Origin of the sequence: Prevotella sp. OH937_COT-195 (assembly GCF_003932845.1) — a bacterium.
Lineage (GTDB): Bacteria > Bacteroidota > Bacteroidia > Bacteroidales > Bacteroidaceae > Prevotella.
On record NZ_RQZH01000009.1, the window covers coordinates 18,047 to 36,196 of the forward strand.

Here is an 18,150-nt window from a genome sequence, read left to right on the forward strand (position 1 = left end):
ACATAAATATAAATAATCAAGCGGCATGTGTCCGCAATGAAAACGGGAAATCTATAATAAAAACCTAAATAACAAAACATGGATGAAAAAATGAAAGGCAGGAACATTTTCTCTGCCGAAAACGTGAAATCGCAAGTTGGTCAAATAGGACATTTGTTGACCACAAAGAAATTCTGGGTGGAGTTGGTCATCATGACAGCGGGCATGTTTGTGGCTGCGGTAGGAGTTCATTTCTTCCTTATACCGAGCAAACTCATCGTGGGATCAATAACCGGTCTCTCTCTGGTAATTTCCCAACTGATACCGTTCTTTTCTGTGGGAACGGTGATTTTCTCCATTAATGCCGTTCTGTTGGTAATGTCGTTCCTGCTCATTGGAAACGAGTTCGGTGCAAAAACAGTATATACCGCGCTGATACTCGGCCCGTTGGTGGATTTCCTTGCTTTAATAAAGCCCATGGAAAATTCGATGTTTACCGAATATATTGCAGGGCAGGCATTGGCAAATCCGTGGTTCGACCTGCTGTGCTTCGTTGTAATTCTGAGTGCATCGCAGAGCATCTTGTTCAGTATCAATGCCTCTACCGGAGGGCTTGACATTCTCGCAAAGATTCTGAACAAATACACCGGTATGAACCTCGGCACCGCAGTTACCATCTCCGGAGGAGCAATCTGCTGTACGGCATTTGCCATAAACCCTGTAAACCTCGTTATAATAGGTCTGATAGGTACTTGGCTCAACGGACTTATTCTCAATCGTTTCATGCTCGACATGCACTCGAGGGCACGCGTTCTGATAATATCAAAGGAGTATGAAAGAATACGCGAATATGCAGTGAAGACACTCGCAAGGGGGGTTACCATGCACGAAGTGGTGGGCGGATACAGCCACGAGAAGAAAGTACAACTTGAGATAATAATGACCGGCGATGACTTGTCGAAAATGATGGAATGGCTGGGCGACAACAAGATTGACGCATTCTGCACCACCGACAACATTCGTGAGGTGCGCGGACTGTGGGTAAAGAAAAAGAAACTGACAAAGATTTCTCACAACAAAGAGGAATGATAAACCTGTAAAAAACAAAGAATACTATGAAATTCAAAACCTTTTTGGCATCACTGTTGGTATTTGCCTCGGCAACATACGCACAGGACAACAAACCCGTAAGTCTCGACTTCGAGGCAAGAGGCGATGTTCAGTACCGCGACATAGACGGGAAAAAGATAAAGGACGACTGCGGCTTCAAAGGGAATGTGGCAAACGTTATTCTCAAGGGAGAAATATCTCCGAAATTCTCGTTCGCTTTCCGCAACCGGCTTAACGGTATTCATCGCGACTACTCGTTCTTCGATGCCACCGACTGGCTGTTCCTGACATACAAACCCACGGAGAACATATCTGTAATGGTAGGAAAACTTATAGTGAATGTGGCAGGTTGGGAACTGTATCCGGCACCGATAGACTGCTATTTCCTTTCTGAGTTCTGCTACAATTTCCCGTGCTATCAGTGGGGAGCAACGGGACAATACACCACGAACAGCGGAAACGACACTTTCATTTTCCAAGTATGCCAAAGTCCGTATCAAAAAACTTACAATGCCCTATCGGGAAAGAACGAGGACATGTATGCTTTCAACTTGGAATGGATGGCAAGGCACGGAATATACGAACCGATGTGGTCTGTAAACCTTCTCGAATATGCTCCGGGTAAGTTCATAAACTACATTTCACTCGGCAACCGTTTCCATTTGGGCGACAACATGCAGGTGGAACTTGATTTAATGAACCGCGCGGCATCGCATCAGGCTTTCTGGGGAAAAGATTGCTCGGTAGTTTGTCAAGTGTCTTACCAACCCACGGATAAGATAAACTTATTCGCAAAAGCAAGTTACGAAGTGAACAAGTCGGGCGCCGATGCCGACGTGGCAGTGAGAAACGGAACGGAACTGAAGCGACTTAGCGGAGGAGTGGAGTTCTTCCCGCTGAAAGACAAAAACGTTCGCATACATGGAAACTATAGTTACGCATTCGGCAAGAACGGCAATCCCAACGGAACGGTTCAAGACAAGGAGACAAACGTGAACATGGGCATAACGTGGAGAATGAAAGTTCTTTAAAGAAGAAACATATACCATTACCATATAACATAATCGGCAAGTATCACACATAATGATGCTTGCCGATTTTCTTGCTATTTTCTCCATAATGTGAAAGTAATGTACGGCTACATGTATGCCAACAAAATATCACCGTGTGGGACTTTATTGTAAACAGTATTCCGCCCCAATCCGACAAGGCTTCTTTTTATGAAAAGTGATACTTTGCAGGCGTTCTCCGGGAAGACTTGCCGGCAAATACAAGAAAACAGCACCCCGTAACTGCGGAGTGCTGCCTTAACGTCTTTATTATTATAAATCTGCCTATGGCCATAAGTCGTCATCTTCGTCATCGAAGAAACCTTCTTTGGCACCAATTTCATCTTCCTCTCCCGGACCGATACCGGGATCATTAGGATCTATGCCTATACTCCAATGTTCCATCAAGGCATTGCCTTGAACATTGACAATTTCCATTTCCGGTTTTATATATGCTATTTTCTTCATTGCTCGTCATTTTTAGTTATTCAACAATCACTTTCTTACCATTGCGTATATACACACCTTTCTGTTTGGGAGTTACCACTCGAGTACCATTAATGTTGTAATAAGCATCATTGGCATTATCCTCCGGCAAAGTGTTAATTTCCTCTATGCCTGTTACAACCGGCTCATCATCAAAGACGATGGAGAAAGGCTTCGCACCGGAACCGGCAGGCGGCATGCGAAGATAGGCCTTGAAATATGGGAATCTGGCACCATCTTTGAGTTTCACCAATTTACCCGTACTTTTCTTGAAAGCATAAAGTTCTTCGTTACCGTTGTGGATGATGGTGTCTTGAACCATGCCTTTCATACGATAAGTGGCGGGATTGTAGGCACCGGCAGTCTGAAGGGTGGTTGTCACGTGCTTCTGTAATTCGTCCATCTGACAATAGGAAGTTACAGTTTCTTTATTCTTGCTGCGAATGAACACTCCAACAAATGCCGGAACATAATAGTCATCGAGACTGTAAGCACGAACAAACGGATCTTTAATATCATGTGCGTGTTCGTAATCTTTCGGTATGTATGGCTTAATGTCCTCATCACCCTGTCCTTGGGGATATTTCACATCGAATGGGAAGCAAACCGTTCCACCGTTCTTATGCGTCTTCTGAGGTATCTTGTGCGTAATTTGCAATTCAAAGAAATCTGTCCTCCATTTATGCTTATAAGTATCAACCTTGCTCTCTTTCACATAGATGTTCTGTGTTTCTGTGAAAGGGTAATCAACAGAGTAGCTTTTGAAAATTTTCGATCCGAGTTCTGCCGGTTTATCGCCCACAAAATAGAGATTCTCAATACTGTTACTGCTACCGTTATACATGAACGCTTTCAGTCCGATGTATTCAATGTCTGCCAAAAAAGTAATGGCTTTCGCCGTTTGTTCATTCTCAAATGCGAAGTCAAGAACACTGCTTACATCATAGTCTTTCTCGGGATGCTCCTTCCCGAACTTATCGGTATATCCTTTTTCCTTGGCCTTGGGGAGGATTATTACTGAGGTGCGCGGCTTTAGGGTATCGGGATCTGTGTTTAATAAATCATTGAACTCGTTGAAACTGATTACACCGACATACTCCATAGATGTAGGGAAGAACTCAATGCCACGGTCATAGCCGGTTGTGGGAACGAACGAGGGATGCACTTCCTTGAACATAGTATTGTAATTCCTAATGGTTGCCTCGTTTTCGGGCTTCTCAAACCATGCCTTACGCACATATACGGTTATATCTTCCGGTTTAGTTGATTCATAAAGAATGTCCTTTTTAAGTACAGGAACATTATCCTTACCCATGAAACTGAATGACTTCAGGTTTTTACACAATGCTATCGAACGGTCTCCTATCTCTGTTATCGTTCTCGGGAACGTGATGTTAGACAATTTGCTGCAAGCATAAAATGCGAATTCATCAACTTTCTCAAAATAAGGAAGCAGGGTGTATTTCGAATCTGCCTTGCCTGCAGGGAATACTTTAAGCGTTTTCCTGTCCTTGCTGGACAACATTCCGTCTAATTCGCTGAAATGCGGATTGGCCTCATCAACCTCGAATTCCAATAGTCCCTCGCAGAAATTGAACGCTCCTGCATCTATCTTTTGCACGTTCTTGGGTATCATAATTTCCGTAAGTTTCGTGCAATGATCGAAAGCCAATGCCTCTATAAATGTAACGCTTTCGGGAAGATTTATATGTTTAATGCCACAATCGGCAAATGCCCCATTAGCAATAGACTTAAGCGAGGAAGGAGTTTCAAACTCAATGGTTTCCATTCCGGAGGCACCCTTGAATGCACCACTGGCAATGGTCTTGACTCCTTTCGGCATCTTAAACATTTTCAGTTTCTGACAATTTAAGAAAACGAAACTTCCTATTGATGTTAATTTATTCTCACCATCAAAAACAACTTCCTCAAGACTTTCATTGTTCTGGAAAAGGAATGGAGGCAACCTATCCAACTGTGAACCGACCGCAAAATGTACTTTCTTGAGTGTTTTGACATCGGCAAAAGTAGCATCTCCAAGTTTCTTTACCGATGCGGGGATAGTAATATTCTCCAACTTGGAGTATTGGAAAGCATTTTCTCCAATCTCTTCAAGTTGGGAAGTTGGCAAGAATTTAATTTCCTTCAGTTTCTTTGCAGACTTGAATGCAGCCATGCCTATGTCCTTAACGGTTTTTGCAATGTTAATTTTCTCCAAGTACACAACATCGGTAAAGGCATTGGCATCAATGTGCACTGTATTTTCGAGTACCGTATATTCTGTTGCCTCCTTTCCGGTGGGATAAATCAAAAGATGTTGTTCGGCAAGATCCTTTGTGTAAATTATACCGTTGTCAGACTTATATTTCGCATTCTCGGATGCAACATTAAAGGCCTTAACCTTAACACAATTGCTAAATGACCCCTCACCTATCTTCTCCACATCCTTACCAATGTTCACACTTTCCAAAGCACCGCACGAAGCAAAAGCATTTTTACCGATAGTTTTAACTTTATTAAGGTCGAGACTCTTCATAAAACAGTTGACAGCCGCATTCTTCAACACTTCTGTTACACTTGCAGGAACTGTCAGTTTCTTATCTGAACCCAATTGATCGTATTCATAAGGAACATGAACAAGCTTGGTACCATCTTTGCTGCACAACAGACCATCCTTGTCGCAGAACGTCGTGTTACCACCATTTACTGTAAAATGCGTTCCACTACTGCTAAAAGAAGGAAAATCATCCAAATCCGAAACTTTGTTTACAGAAGCGGGAATGGTTATTACTGTCATTTTTTTGCAATTGGAGAATGCCGTCGGCATAATTTCCTGCACACCGTCAGGCACTGTGTAAGGACCGGTCTTTGATGCCGGTACACGTACCAGTTTCGTTCCGTCCAAAGAAAGCAACGAACCGTCCGTATTTGACTTATAGTTAGCGCTACCCGTCTTCACTTCAAAACGTTCCATTTGCTCACAGCCTGCAAAACTTCCATTTTCCACTGCTTCGCAACTTGCGGGAATAACAATCTTCTTCAACTTGGTGTTTCGGAACGAACCTGTTGAAAATTTCTTGAAACCTTCCGAGAACTCAATTTCGGTAACAGAATCGTCTGCCTTGGAACTCCAAGCCATGCTCCCTACCACATTATACTCCTCCTGGTCCATTCCTTCCGGAGTCCGTACTTTAGCGGGAATAACAATTTTCCCGGAACCATGTACATGCCGCACTTCCACCTCATAGACTTTAGGCGTACTCGTCACATCTTTCTTAGATACCCTATATTCACAGTTACCAACTGTGAATACCGTACCCACAGATTGGGCAAAAGCTGTTGTTACCGACATCACCGATGCCAGCAGCAATAATAATAAAATTCTTAATCGTTTCATTCTTTTCTTAATTTACGTTTACAATATGATTACAACTTGTTAATCGTTTAAATATATTTTGATATAAAAAGATAAAGATATTGTTAAATATTCTATTCCAAATGCCATTCCACTTTAAATTAGGCATAACCAATGAAGTAAATTTGAAAAAGAATTTATTCCTATTGGTATTAAGTTAATTAAAAACACGTTCATATATTATGCGCATATCTATTTTTGAAATTTTTATTTTATATATATATTAATAATCTGATAATGTTAAATAATGATGCACTTAATTCGTTTAGAAAAAGCCAAATCACCTGTAACAACCAAATAATTCAATCGTTTTTAAATAATACTAACGTCCTACCGCTCTCTGCATTATTCTTTAAAAACACAAGGAAAAATGCGAGGAACGGATAATTGTGCGATCCTAACACTTTAAAATCACTATTCATAATCCGATGCAAAGGTAGTGATATTTTTTGAAATATGCAAATCCCCTCTCCTTTCCTTTTTCCTTGTTTTATAAAAAAACGTTGTAACGACAAAAAAAAACGCCATTTTGTTTTGTGTTAACATCATTTTGCTATAATTTTGCAAATAATAAAAACATCATCAGACAGCGACATGAAACTTTATTTTATAAAAACCGCCGCTTACATAATTGTTGCCCTGATTTTGGCAGCGTGCGAGGAAAAAAAGTTCCACATATCTGGAAACATTACCAACGCCAAGGATTCGGTGCTTTATCTCGAGAACATGAGTCTTGACGGACCAGTAAAGACAGACTCCGTGAAACTCGGTGAGGACGGTGCATTCTCCTTCAACGGCGCGAAACCGGAGGCTCCGGAGTTTTACCGCCTTCGAATAAATACACAGATAATAAACATAAGCATAGACTCCACAGAAACGGTTACGATAAAGGCACGCTATCCGGAAATGGCATTGCAATACACCGTAGAGGGATCGAAGAACTGCTTGAAAATAAAGGAACTAACACTGCGACAGATGTCGCTGCAACAAAAGCTGGACGAGATTGTCCGAAATCCGGAAATCGGGGTGACGGCAACCGAAGACTCTGTAAGAAAATTGGTAGATGCTTACAAGCAAGACATCGCGAGAAACTACATATTCAAAGAGCCGATGAAAGCATACTCTTATTTTGCTTTGTTCCAGACGTTGGGCAACGTATTCATATTCGACACCCGAATCACTTCCGACGACGTACGTGTGTTTGGAGCCGTGGCAACAAGTTGGGACACATATTACCCAAACACGTTGCGCGGACAGAATCTCCACAACATCACAATCGAGGGCATGAAGAACCGGCGAATACTACAAAGCAGAAACGGAGGGATAGATCCGGCGAAGATAAATACCACAAACATAATAGACATTGTGCTGCCGGACAACCACGGGGCAATGCGTCGGCTGACCGACTTTCACGGCAAAGTAATATTCCTCGACTTCCATCTTTTTTCATCGGAAAACAGCACCGAGAGAATAATGATGTTGCGAGAACTTTACAACAAATACCACGATGGCGGTCTTGAGATATTCCAAGTTGGGCTTGACGAAGACGAACATTTCTGGAAACAGCAGACGGCGGCACTGCCGTGGATCTGCGTTCGTGCCACAAGCGAGAACGCAAACGATATTATTATAAAATATAACGTGCAGAAACTGCCCACGTTCTTCCTAATTGACCGCAACAACATTTTGTACAAACGAGACGTACAGATGAAAGATTTCGAGGCAGAATTGCGCAGTCTTCTTTAACAACTACAGCAACAGCATTTCCCTTATGCCAAAGCAGGAGACATCACACCCGCTATTCAAATACAGGTTTTGCCCTGTGTGCGGTTCGGAAAAATTCGGCAATTCTTCCGAAAAGAGCAAAAAATGCGCGGCATGCGGTTTCGAAATGTTCATGAACCCGTCGGCTGCAACTGCGGCTTTTATTTTCGACAACAACGAAAGAATGCTCGTGGTGAGACGTGGCAGAGAACCTGCCAAAGGTACTCTTGACCTCCCCGGCGGCTTCAGTGACATCGGAGAGACTTCCGAAGAAACGATGAAGCGCGAAGTAAAGGAAGAGACCGGACTGACAGTTTCCTCAGCAGAGTTTCTATTTTCTCTGCCAAATACCTACCGATATGGTGGCATTGCCATACCCACCATCGACATGTTTTACCGCTGCAATGTGGCAGATACCGACATTATAACCCCCGGCGACGATGTCAACGATGCCGCTTGGATACCCGTAAACGAGTTAAATCCGGAGAAATTCGGACTTCAAAGCATTTGCAACGGTGTAAAACGACTTATCGACGAACATTTTTCAAAACGGTAATCAGAAACAGGTATTTTTGTTTTTCAATCAAAATTGTTTACCCGTATCATTTTAGAAAAGATGCCTCCGGAATTACAGGAAGACACCTGCGTTGCAACAATTAAAAAGAAATTGTTTTCGAAATAATATATCCGAATTTCCGAAAGCATATCTTTCATACGATAAATTGGGCGAAATTGGTTGGTAATTCCGCCTAATTTGCCAATCAATTTTGCCCAATTTGCTTTCATGGCGATTACATAAATTATCTTTGTAAGAGCCAAATTTATTTTACGGACAATGTTTTGTAATCGGAAACAATCTCTCAACCTGACAAAGAAATTTCATAGCACCCGATTTCATTTACATGTCGCACCGTGCAGTTGTACGTTTTCTGCGCCCTCATATAAGTATGTTTTCTTACCGTTTTCCCATACGAATACGCCGTTGACGCCACCTATCCCTTCCGATTCCTCGCTGCCCACAATCAATATATTGTCCCCGTTCACGCTTAGGAATACCACTTCGATATTCCAGGCCGAGGTTATGTCTTTTATTTTCTTTCCATTTTTCCAAAGTGTGCATTTGTCGTCCCCTACTCCTATATTGCATACAGCGGCATATAAATTTCCTTGTTTGTCTGTATCAATGGCCATTGCCCTTCCTTCTTCGGCGAAAGTCTTCGCCTTTCCGTTGCGCCATATTGCCGCCGAGGATGGGTTTTCTCCCTCCGGAGAATCATCGAACTGTTTACCCGTAAATTTGCTTCCGCACACAAAAACATCGGTTCCATCAATTTTTATTTGGTAGGCTTCCGACATATATTTCTCAAGCAAGGTTACTTTTCCATCTGCAAGTACGGCTGCTTCTCCGAATTGTGATGCTGTGTTTAAAGCACCATACACCTTGCCGTTGACCACCGCAATATCTCTCAGGAAACAGTATCTAAAATCTTCCGAAGCCAAAAGCGTGGTTGTCTTCCCGTTGCAATATCGTTTCAGTTCAGCCTCGCCAACATCGTTTGTCGTCACAAAATATGCTGCCGGCACGCCGTTCTCGACAACAATCTCTGCCACATTCTGCACCTCCACACTGCAAATCACCGTGGCATTATTGTTCTCCCACAACACCAATTCCTTATCGTTGCCACACAGTGCATAGATGTTTTCGCCCTCGGTAACGGCAGCGAGCACACTGCCACGCATGTCGTTTAACGACAGGCTCTTGTCATCGTCTTTCAAAATCACTCTCTTGTGGTTTATCCAAAGCGCGGGTCGGGAATCCACATTGCCGAAAACACACAGTTTTGTGTTATTCCTATCGGTTTTCGCTTTCTTGTTTCCGAGGTTAAACTGCTTGCTTCCCACAGCATTACAACTTGTCAGAAACATTGTACATAACAAAGTCAGAAATATTTTTACCATAATTACCGTTTTTAAAAATGTTGATATCAAGTAACCAAGTAGAGAGTAAGAATTAACCTTACGCATGTATTTATTGATTTCTTTTACTTTTATATGTTTGCAAATATACTACTTTTTTATGATTTACACATTAAATTATGGCAGAAAATATTTATGTTTACAGAGATGTCAATGGTTAAAAAAGCAAAAATAAGGATATATAATAATGTATATGCAAACTTTTTATTCTAATTTTGTCGCCCAAAATAAAACATCAATATAGTTATGTATAGAAATTTGGTTATAGTGGAGAGCCCCGCCAAGGCAAAAACCATAGAGAAGTTTTTGGGAAAAGATTTCAAGGTGATGTCAAGTTTCGGTCATATACGCGACTTGAAAAAGAAAGAGTTGAGCATAGATACCAAAACGTTGGAACCCGACTACGAGATACCGGAAGACAAGAAAAAACTTGTGGGCGAACTGAAAAACAGTGCCAAGAATGCCGAGAAGGTTTGGCTCGCTTCCGATGAAGACCGCGAGGGAGAGGCCATCAGTTGGCATCTATGCGAAGTTCTCGGGCTTGACGAGGAGAAGACAAACCGCATAGTGTTCCACGAAATAACAAAACCCGCTATACTATCCGCCATAGACAACCCTAGACATATCAACATGAATCTGGTAAATGCCCAGCAGGCTCGCCGAATGCTCGACCGTATCGTGGGTTTCTCACTATCGCCGCTGCTTTGGCGCAAAGTCAAACCCGCTTTGTCGGCAGGCAGGGTGCAGAGTGTCGCCGTAAGACTGATAGTTGAACGCGAGCGCGAGATACGCGCGTTCAACAGCGAACCGTACTTCAAGGTAAACGCCATATTCGGACACAAAAATTCCGACGGCTCGCTAAGCGAGGTAAAAGCCGAACTCGATACGCGCTTTAAAACGGAAGAAGAGGCACAGCAGTTTCTCGAAACATGCAAAAACGCCCGTTTCATCGTCAACAATATACAGAAAAAGCCAATTCGGCGAGTGCCGGCACCGCCTTTCACAACGTCAACACTTCAGCAGGAAGCCGCAAGAAAACTCGGTTTCACCGTCAGTCAGACAATGATGGTGGCGCAACACTTGTACGAAAACGGTCTCATAACGTATATGCGTACCGACTCGGTAAACCTTTCATCGCTCTGCATAAACACCGGAAAGGAAGAGATAAAAAAACTTTGGGGAGACGAATACAGCAATCCGAGACAATACCGTACCAACTCGAAAGGAGCGCAGGAGGCACACGAGGCAATACGTCCCACTTACATGAACAACCAGACAGTGGAAGGCACACAGCAGGAACGCCGCCTATACGACCTGATATGGAAACGTACCGTGGCATCGCAGATGGCAGATGCGCAGATAGAAAAGACCAACGTAAGTATTGCGTTGAGCGGAAGCAAAGACGAGAAAGGACAAAATCCCACAGCCTCTCAGCAAGCCTCGCCCAATTTCATTGCAACGGGCGAAGTGGTGAAGTTCGACGGTTTCCTGAAAGTTTACCGCGAGAGCAGCGGCGATGATGACATTCAGGAAGATTACTCGCATCTTCTGCCGGCAATGGAGACCGGAGACGAACTTCAACATCGCGAGATTGTTGCCACCGAACGATTCAGTCAAAGTCCCGTGAGATATACCGAGGCATCGCTCGTACACAAGATGGAGGAACTCGGCATAGGTCGCCCGTCAACCTACGCACCCACAATATCTACCATACAGCAGCGCGAATATGTGCAGAAAGGCGACAAAAAAGGCTGCGAGCGTCAATACAACGTTTTCACACTGAAAGGCATCAAGGTAACCAAATCAAGCCGCAAAGAGATGGTGGGCAACGAGAAAGGCAAGTTGATTCCCACCGACATAGGCATCGTGGTAAACGATTTCTTACAGAAGAACTTCCCGGGTATAATGGACTATCACTTTACTGCGCGCGTGGAACAACAGTTCGACAAAATCGCAGAGGGCGAGGAAGAGTGGAAGAGCATGATGAAAGTGTTCTACGGCGATTTCGAACCAACAGTTGAAAGTGCGATGAATCGACGGGAAGAACACAAAGCGGGAGAACGGGAACTCGGGGACGACCCTGCCAGCGGGAAGCCCGTGTTCGTGAAAATAGGACGATTCGGACCGGTGGTGCAGATTGGTGCCGCCGATGACAAAGACAAACCGCGCTTTGCGCAACTGCCTGCCGACAAGAGTCTTGAAACAATAACGCTCGACGAAGCTCTCGAACTGTTCAAACTGCCACGCACAATCGGTGAATTCGAAGGCAAGGAGGTAATAATCGGCACAGGACGTTTCGGACCTTATGTACTAAACAACCGAAAATATGTATCAATACCAAAAGACAAGGATCCGTTGGAAATAACACTCAAAGAGGCGGTGGCACTTATGGACGAGAAACGCCGACAGGAAGAGAAACGGCACCTGAAAAAGTTCGACGAAGAACCGAAACTCGAGATTATGAACGGTCGTTTCGGACCTTATATAGCATACGACGGGAAGAACTACCGACTGCCGAAAGCGATGCATGCCAAGGCGGCGGAACTTACTCTCGAGCAATGTATGGAGGTGATTGACAAGGCAAAGAAATGAAACGGATAATCCTCATAGGATACATGGGGGCAGGCAAAACGACGATAGGTCGTGCCATGTCGCGAGAACTGGACATGATGTTCTATGACCTCGACTGGTACATAGAAACTCGCATGCACCGTTCCGTGGCACAGATATTCGCAGAGAAAGGTGAGGAAAGTTTCCGCAAGATGGAATACAACATGCTGCACGAAGTGGCAGAATTTGAGAACGTCATAATAAGTTGCGGAGGAGGGACACCGTGTCATTTCGACAACATGGACTACCTGAACCGACAAGGCGAAACGGTATATCTCAAGGCAAGAGCCGAAGTCCTCTGCGGACATCTTAAAATGTGCAGGGTGGAACGCCCACTGATAAAAGGGAAAAGCGGGGAAGAACTACAAAGATTCGTAGCCGAACAGCTAAAACTGCGAGAACCCTATTACAACAAGGCAAAACATCATCTCGACGTGTCACTGATGGACAACTATGAGAAGATAAAGATAAGTGTGGCGGCAGTACGGGAAATGCTCGGAGTGTAGAAAAAAGGATAAAAACGAAACATAACATAAATTAAACACATAATCCAAATGAAGAAGTGGACCATTGATGACTCCAAGGAACTTTACAACATCAAAGGATGGGGAACGTCCTACTTTGGCATAAACGATGAAGGCAACGTGTATGTGTCGCCGTGCAAGGACGATGTAAAGATAGACCTTCACGAAGTAATGAACGAACTGGCACTTCGCGATGTATCATCGCCGGTGCTGCTGCGTTTCCCCGACATTCTCGACAACCGCATCGAGAAAACGGCATCGTGTTTCCGCAGGGCATCCGAGGAATACGGGTTCAAAGGTGAGAATTTTGTAATCTATCCGATAAAAGTAAACCAGATGCAGCCCGTGGTGGAGGAAATCATAAGTCATGGGAAAAAGTTCAATCTCGGACTCGAGGCAGGTTCGAAACCGGAATTGCATGCGGTCATTGCCGTGCAGTGCCAAAGCGACTCGCTGATTATATGCAACGGATACAAGGATCAGAACTATATCGAATTGGCATTGCTGGCGCACAAGATGGGAAAACGCATCTTCATAGTGATTGAAAAACTGAACGAACTCGAAATTATAGCACGCGCGGCAAAGAAACTAAATGTGAAACCAAACCTCGGCATACGCATAAAACTGGCATCGAGCGGAAGCGGAAAATGGGAAGACAGCGGCGGCGATGCATCGAAATTCGGACTGACAAGTTCGGAACTGTTACAGGCTCTTGAGATACTCGACAACAAGGGAATGCACGACTGTCTGCGACTGATACATTTCCACATCGGCTCGCAAATAACCAAGATACGACGGATACAGACCGCATTGCGCGAGGCATCGCAGTTCTACATACAACTGCACAAAATGGGATACAACGTGGATTTCGTAGATTGCGGAGGCGGACTCGGAGTAGACTACGACGGCACGCGCTCGCCATCGAGCGAGAGTTCCGTAAACTACTCCATACAAGAATATGTGAACGACTGCATATATACGTTCGTGGAGGCTGCGAACAAAAATAACATTCAGCACCCGAACATAATAACGGAAAGCGGTCGGTCGCTTGCAGCACACCATTCGGTTCTTGTAATAGACGTACTCGAAATAGCCTCTCTGCCGGAAATGAAAGAAAGTTTCGAACCGACAGAAAACGCACATCATCTCGTAAAAGACCTCTACGATATATGGGACAATCTAAACCAACGCTCCATGCTCGAGGACTGGCACGATGCCGAACAGATACGCGAGGAGGCTCTCGAACTGTTCAGTCACGGACTTGTCGATCTCAAAACACGTGCAGAAATAGAGAGCATGTTCTGGAGCGTGTGCCGGGAAATAAACACTCTCGCCAAAGGATTGAAACACATGCCGGAAGAACTTCGACAACTCGACAAACTGCTCGCAGACAAGTATTTCTGCAACTTCTCCATTTTTCAGTCGCTCCCCGACTCATGGGCCATTGACCAGTTGTTCCCCATCGTGCCGATACAGCGACTCGACGAGAGACCCACACGCAGTGCCACCTTGCAAGACATAACATGCGACAGCGACGGAAAGATTTCGAATTTCGTCACCGACCGTCACATCTCGCACATCCTGCCGGTACACACATTGCACAAAAACGAGCCGTATTACCTCGGAGTATTCCTCGTCGGGGCATACCAAGAGATTCTCGGAGACATGCACAACCTCTTCGGAGACACCAATGCCGTACACATTTCGGTAAAAGACAACAAATACCATATTGACCAAATATTCGACGGAGAAACCGTGGAGGACGTACTCGACTATGTTCAGTACAACCCCAAAAAACTCGTAAGGCAACTTGAAACATGGGTAACCAAGAGTGTGAAACTTGGAAAAATATCCCTCGAAGAAGGAAAGGAATTCTTATCAAACTATCGTTCCGGACTATACGGATATACATATCTTGAATAGGAAAAGGAGAAAGCAAAGGCATTTTTAATAATCAGGCATTCAAAATAAATGTTAAACTCGATAATGGTTTTGTAACTTTCGATATACTTAATTCGTCATTTTTACAGAGATAAGATGAAAAATATCAGTTTCCGTAATGATGTATTGCCGTTGAAAGACGTGCTCTACCGCCTTGCGTTGAGAATAACTCTCAGTCATGAAGAGGCAGAAGACATCGTTCAGGACACACTGATAAAGGTTTGGAACAGACGAGACAGTTGGCAAACCCTTGAAAGCATAGGGGCGTACAGCATGACAATATGCCGAAATCTCGCGCTTGATGCAATAAAGAGAAAAGACAACAACAACGAATCTCTTGAACAAGGAATTAACGAAACGTCCCACCGAACATCCGATCCGCACGAATTGATCATCCGAAAAGACAGAATCGAAATGGTGAGACAACTCGTGAACAAACTTCCCGAAAAACAACGAAGTTGCTTGCAACTAAGAGATTTCGAAGAAAAAACATACAAAGAAATTGCTGAAATAATGGCAATTTCCGAGGAACAAGTAAAAGTGAACATATTCAGGGCACGCCGGTCGATTAAGCAACAATTTGACAAAGCGGACAGTTATGGATTATAAATACATCGAACAATTACTTGAGCGTTACTGGCAATGCGAGACATCGCTCGAAGAGGAGAAAATACTGAGAACTTTCTTCTGCCAGAAAGACCTCCCCGAAGAGTTGCAGAAATATGCCTCGCTCTTTGCTTACGAACACGAGGAGACACGCACCGACCATCTCGGCGACGATTTCGACAAGCGCATGCTTGAAATGGTTGTCGAACAGCAACCGGTAAAGGCTCGCAACATAAGCCTTACCCGGCGTATGATACCGCTGTTCAAAGCGGCAGCCGTGGTGGCAATATTCCTTACATTGGGCAATGCCGCACAAGTGGCTTTCAACGGTGGTGACAAGTCGCAACCGGCGAACAGCACCGGCGTATCAAAGTCTGTCGGCATTCCGTCCATGGCAAAAACCGACTCCATTCATCTCGACTCACTGAAAAAAGTGGGGCAAAAGGTGTCGTCTGTCATAATAAAATAAGACAATTTTCTAAGCTTTCTCTATAAATAATCATGTTTAAGTAAAACACTACGAAGCTGCGAAGCTTCTTTCTCTCAAATTTTCATAATATATTGAATTAGATGCAGAGACACCGCTCATTAAGAACGGTGTCTCTTTATTTTATCAACAGTTTCCTCGCAACAAATGCCATTGGAACATGTTACGGCAACAGCAAATCTGAGCAAATGCGGTCTAATGACCGATTTAGGTTTAATTTTGCACTTGCTTTCGGAATCCGACTTGAAATCCCACATCATTAATTAAAGTTAATATCTTTCATTCTCTATTTATTTTTTATTACCTTTGCAACATAAACAATTTAAAAAGAAAAAAATGAAGAAAATTTTATCTTATTCTTTGATACTGTTCACTGTTTTGGCAGTATCTTCTTGCGGAGAACTTGCAAAAAAAGCAGCAAAAGCGGCTATGGGACAAACCTCTGGCGAATCCGTTGAATTCAATGTCTTGACTCAGCCACAAGAGTTGAAGAAATGGTATGATAAGATTGCAGAAAAATTAGGTGAAAGTTCTTCCGTAATGGATGAGATTTCATTAAACGTAAACAAATTGCAAGACAACAAAGGAGACTTGTTGATTAATCTTGTTTACCAGTCAAAAGAGGACAAACATAACGTAGTGCAACTTTTATATTCTTCAGAGTCAATAGGTTGGCAAGTGCCTATAACAAAGGGAATAGACGTAGTAATAGGAGATGCAGAGGACTTTAAGTTGGAAGATGAATTGTTCGACATGAAAGAAATTCCTTATGCCAATCTCCAAAAGATAGTGAATGCGGCTTTGGAAAAATATAAAGATGAAGCAAAATACGAGTATCAGTACGTTGAAGAAATCACCATTAAAAAGAATCGCGTAGATGTTACCATTTCAGGCAAGTTGAAGTCTAATGGTCTTGACAAAGAAAAGTATTATTACACAGATTTCGATGGCAAAGAAAACAGATAACGCAAGTAATATGAATTATAAGCACCTGTAAACAGGTCTCTAAACATAAAAGAGCCATATCAAACTCGGGTTTCGAGTAATGATATGGCTCTTTTCATTGTTTTAGAGAGCAGTCAAATCGCAGACTAAAAATAAACCCAAATCGGTAATTAGACCGCATTTGCTTAGATTTGCCATTGCCGTTACGCTTCCCAACTGCTTTAGCCCGCTTGCTGACATCTGCGCAGCCATTACATCTCGACGCAGCCCGCTACGCCTTCGGTGAAACGGCTGTACATCCGCTCAACAATCGAACAAAATCGGTTGAGGGTTCTAATGACCGATTTGGGATAAAATCATACTCTGTTACAACAAAATTCCGAAACGCCTTCATGAATTTATAATGCCATGAAAGGTTTGTTATACAAGGTAAAACACTAAATGTATGTGTCCTTTATACCTCTATCTTTTCATTGCGAGATTCAACTGAAACAGCGCGGGCAGCAGTATGAGCAATGAGAAAAGTACGCTGAGCACAACATGCAATGTGCTGCCGCCGTACAAATCGGAAAGGGTCATTTCGCCACTGCCGGACAGCGCACCGGCAATGATGAACACTATGAGGTTGTTTGTGCCGTGTATAATAATGCCGGGAATAACGCTGTCGGTGCGTACAAACACCCAGCCGAGCAACAATCCGAGCAGAAAAGCATGTGGCATCTGCGCCGGATTGACGTGTACAACGGCGAACATTATAGCCGAGACGATTACCGCCAATTTACCATTGTTGCGCCACCCGAGCAATGCACGTATTACCGCTCCGCGGAACACCACTTCCTCGCATATTGGCACACATACCACAACGGCGATATACCCCAAAGGAGAACCGAGCAATTCATCTGCAGACTGTGAAATATTGGGAAGGAAACTAAGTTGCTCTTCCAGCCACATCGACGGAATTATGGTTCCGAGCGATGCCACAACACACCACAATGCCACTTTTAAAGGACGGCTGCGCATGTAATCACGGCTAACGGGACAATATTTCCGCCACAGGAAAACATAAAATATAATGATGTCTGCGACAATCATTGCCACCAAGTTAACTTCAACCGGAACAGAAGCAGCAGCCTCCTTGCCGAGAGAGTGAACCGCATTGCCCGATATGGCAAACTGATAAATTGTGCTCGCTGCCAATGCTGCCGTCCATGATATTAACAAGAACAACAACATATAACATACTGCCTTTCTCATTCT

15 protein-coding genes are annotated in these 18,150 nt (G+C 43.7%); 11 read left to right on the top strand and 4 right to left on the bottom strand.

The genetic code is table 11. The features are described from left to right. Window positions 1–78: 78 nt before the first annotated feature. Together EII32_RS05130 and EII32_RS05135 are read left to right on the top strand one after the other, a co-directional pair. A complete protein-coding gene (locus tag EII32_RS05130; RefSeq protein WP_125234373.1) occupies window positions 79–1,068 on the top strand; it encodes a YitT family protein in 990 nt (329 codons plus the stop codon). Window positions 1,069–1,094: 26 nt separating this feature from the next. Beyond that, window positions 1,095–2,120, top strand: coding sequence for a porin (locus EII32_RS05135; RefSeq protein ID WP_125234374.1), 1,026 nt, complete (start codon window positions 1,095–1,097; stop codon window positions 2,118–2,120). Between the two features lie 303 nt (window positions 2,121–2,423). Here EII32_RS05135 and EII32_RS05140 read toward each other — a convergent pair whose 3' ends face one another. Both EII32_RS05140 and EII32_RS05145 read right to left on the bottom strand, forming a co-directional pair. Continuing rightward, window positions 2,424–2,606 (bottom strand): hypothetical protein, encoded by a 183-nt coding sequence (locus tag EII32_RS05140; protein ID WP_125234375.1) that lies wholly within the window; start codon window positions 2,604–2,606, stop codon window positions 2,424–2,426. Window positions 2,607–2,622: 16 nt separating this feature from the next. Continuing rightward, window positions 2,623–6,021, bottom strand: coding sequence for a leucine-rich repeat domain-containing protein (locus tag EII32_RS05145; protein ID WP_125234376.1), 3,399 nt, complete (start codon window positions 6,019–6,021; stop codon window positions 2,623–2,625). Window positions 6,022–6,633: 612 nt separating this feature from the next. Here EII32_RS05145 and EII32_RS05150 point away from each other — a divergent pair. Further along, the gene (locus EII32_RS05150) at window positions 6,634–7,785 is read left to right on the top strand and encodes a DUF4369 domain-containing protein (RefSeq protein ID WP_125234377.1); all 1,152 of its coding nucleotides are present in this window, start codon (window positions 6,634–6,636) and stop codon (window positions 7,783–7,785) included. Between the two features lie 25 nt (window positions 7,786–7,810). After that, a complete protein-coding gene (locus EII32_RS05155) occupies window positions 7,811–8,359 on the top strand; it encodes an NUDIX domain-containing protein (protein ID WP_125234378.1) in 549 nt (182 codons plus the stop codon). 338 nt (window positions 8,360–8,697) lie between these two features. Here EII32_RS05155 and EII32_RS05160 read toward each other — a convergent pair whose 3' ends face one another. Beyond that, window positions 8,698–9,762 (bottom strand): hypothetical protein, encoded by a 1,065-nt coding sequence (locus tag EII32_RS05160; protein ID WP_125234379.1) that lies wholly within the window; start codon window positions 9,760–9,762, stop codon window positions 8,698–8,700. A gap of 264 nt (window positions 9,763–10,026) precedes the next feature. Between EII32_RS05160 and topA the strand changes: the two genes are divergently transcribed. The 7 genes from topA to EII32_RS05195 all read left to right on the top strand — a co-directional run bounded on the left by topA (window position 10,027) and on the right by EII32_RS05195 (window position 17,297). Further along, window positions 10,027–12,372: a type I DNA topoisomerase gene (gene topA / locus EII32_RS05165; RefSeq protein ID WP_125234380.1), complete on the top strand. Its 2,346-nt coding sequence runs from the start codon at window positions 10,027–10,029 to the stop codon at window positions 12,370–12,372. Further along, on the top strand, window positions 12,369–12,896 hold the full coding sequence (locus EII32_RS05170; RefSeq protein ID WP_125234381.1) for a shikimate kinase: 528 nt from the start codon (window positions 12,369–12,371) through the stop codon (window positions 12,894–12,896). The genes topA and EII32_RS05170 overlap by 4 nt, the downstream gene beginning before the upstream one ends. Before the next feature lie 48 nt (window positions 12,897–12,944). After that, on the top strand, window positions 12,945–14,837 hold the full coding sequence (gene speA / locus EII32_RS05175; RefSeq protein WP_125234382.1) for a biosynthetic arginine decarboxylase: 1,893 nt from the start codon (window positions 12,945–12,947) through the stop codon (window positions 14,835–14,837). Window positions 14,838–14,951: 114 nt separating this feature from the next. Further along, window positions 14,952–15,464 carry an RNA polymerase sigma factor gene (locus EII32_RS05180; protein ID WP_125234383.1) on the top strand — a complete coding sequence of 171 codons (513 nt, stop codon included), beginning with the start codon at window positions 14,952–14,954 and terminating at the stop codon, window positions 15,462–15,464. Then, the gene (locus EII32_RS05185; protein ID WP_125234384.1) at window positions 15,454–15,930 is read left to right on the top strand and encodes a pyruvate ferredoxin oxidoreductase; all 477 of its coding nucleotides are present in this window, start codon (window positions 15,454–15,456) and stop codon (window positions 15,928–15,930) included. The genes EII32_RS05180 and EII32_RS05185 overlap by 11 nt, the downstream gene beginning before the upstream one ends. Window positions 15,931–16,284: 354 nt before the next feature. Further along, window positions 16,285–16,914: a hypothetical protein gene (locus EII32_RS05190; protein ID WP_125234385.1), complete on the top strand. Its 630-nt coding sequence runs from the start codon at window positions 16,285–16,287 to the stop codon at window positions 16,912–16,914. 170 nt (window positions 16,915–17,084) lie between these two features. Further along, window positions 17,085–17,297 (top strand): hypothetical protein, encoded by a 213-nt coding sequence (locus EII32_RS05195; protein WP_125234386.1) that lies wholly within the window; start codon window positions 17,085–17,087, stop codon window positions 17,295–17,297. 58 nt (window positions 17,298–17,355) lie between these two features. Here the strand turns inward: EII32_RS05195 and EII32_RS05200 are convergent, their stop codons facing one another. Beyond that, window positions 17,356–18,147: a CPBP family intramembrane glutamic endopeptidase gene (locus tag EII32_RS05200; RefSeq protein WP_125234387.1), complete on the bottom strand. Its 792-nt coding sequence runs from the start codon at window positions 18,145–18,147 to the stop codon at window positions 17,356–17,358. Window positions 18,148–18,150: the final 3 nt, after the last annotated feature.

Coding starts and splice junctions, on each gene's coding strand:
- EII32_RS05130 (WP_125234373.1), top strand. CDS start 79: ATGGATGAAAAAATGAAAGGCAGGAACATTTTCTCTGCCGAAAACGTG.
- EII32_RS05140 (WP_125234375.1), bottom strand. CDS start 2,606: ATGAAGAAAATAGCATATATAAAACCGGAAATGGAAATTGTCAATGTT.
- EII32_RS05155 (WP_125234378.1), top strand. CDS start 7,811: ATGCCAAAGCAGGAGACATCACACCCGCTATTCAAATACAGGTTTTGC.
- EII32_RS05185 (WP_125234384.1), top strand. CDS start 15,454: ATGGATTATAAATACATCGAACAATTACTTGAGCGTTACTGGCAATGC.
- EII32_RS05160 (WP_125234379.1), bottom strand. CDS start 9,762: ATGGTAAAAATATTTCTGACTTTGTTATGTACAATGTTTCTGACAAGT.
- EII32_RS05190 (WP_125234385.1), top strand. CDS start 16,285: ATGAAGAAAATTTTATCTTATTCTTTGATACTGTTCACTGTTTTGGCA.
- EII32_RS05145 (WP_125234376.1), bottom strand. CDS start 6,021: ATGAAACGATTAAGAATTTTATTATTATTGCTGCTGGCATCGGTGATG.
- EII32_RS05150 (WP_125234377.1), top strand. CDS start 6,634: ATGAAACTTTATTTTATAAAAACCGCCGCTTACATAATTGTTGCCCTG.
- EII32_RS05180 (WP_125234383.1), top strand. CDS start 14,952: ATGAAAAATATCAGTTTCCGTAATGATGTATTGCCGTTGAAAGACGTG.
- speA (WP_125234382.1), top strand. CDS start 12,945: ATGAAGAAGTGGACCATTGATGACTCCAAGGAACTTTACAACATCAAA.
- EII32_RS05170 (WP_125234381.1), top strand. CDS start 12,369: ATGAAACGGATAATCCTCATAGGATACATGGGGGCAGGCAAAACGACG.
- EII32_RS05200 (WP_125234387.1), bottom strand. CDS start 18,147: ATGAGAAAGGCAGTATGTTATATGTTGTTGTTCTTGTTAATATCATGG.
- EII32_RS05135 (WP_125234374.1), top strand. CDS start 1,095: ATGAAATTCAAAACCTTTTTGGCATCACTGTTGGTATTTGCCTCGGCA.
- topA (WP_125234380.1), top strand. CDS start 10,027: ATGTATAGAAATTTGGTTATAGTGGAGAGCCCCGCCAAGGCAAAAACC.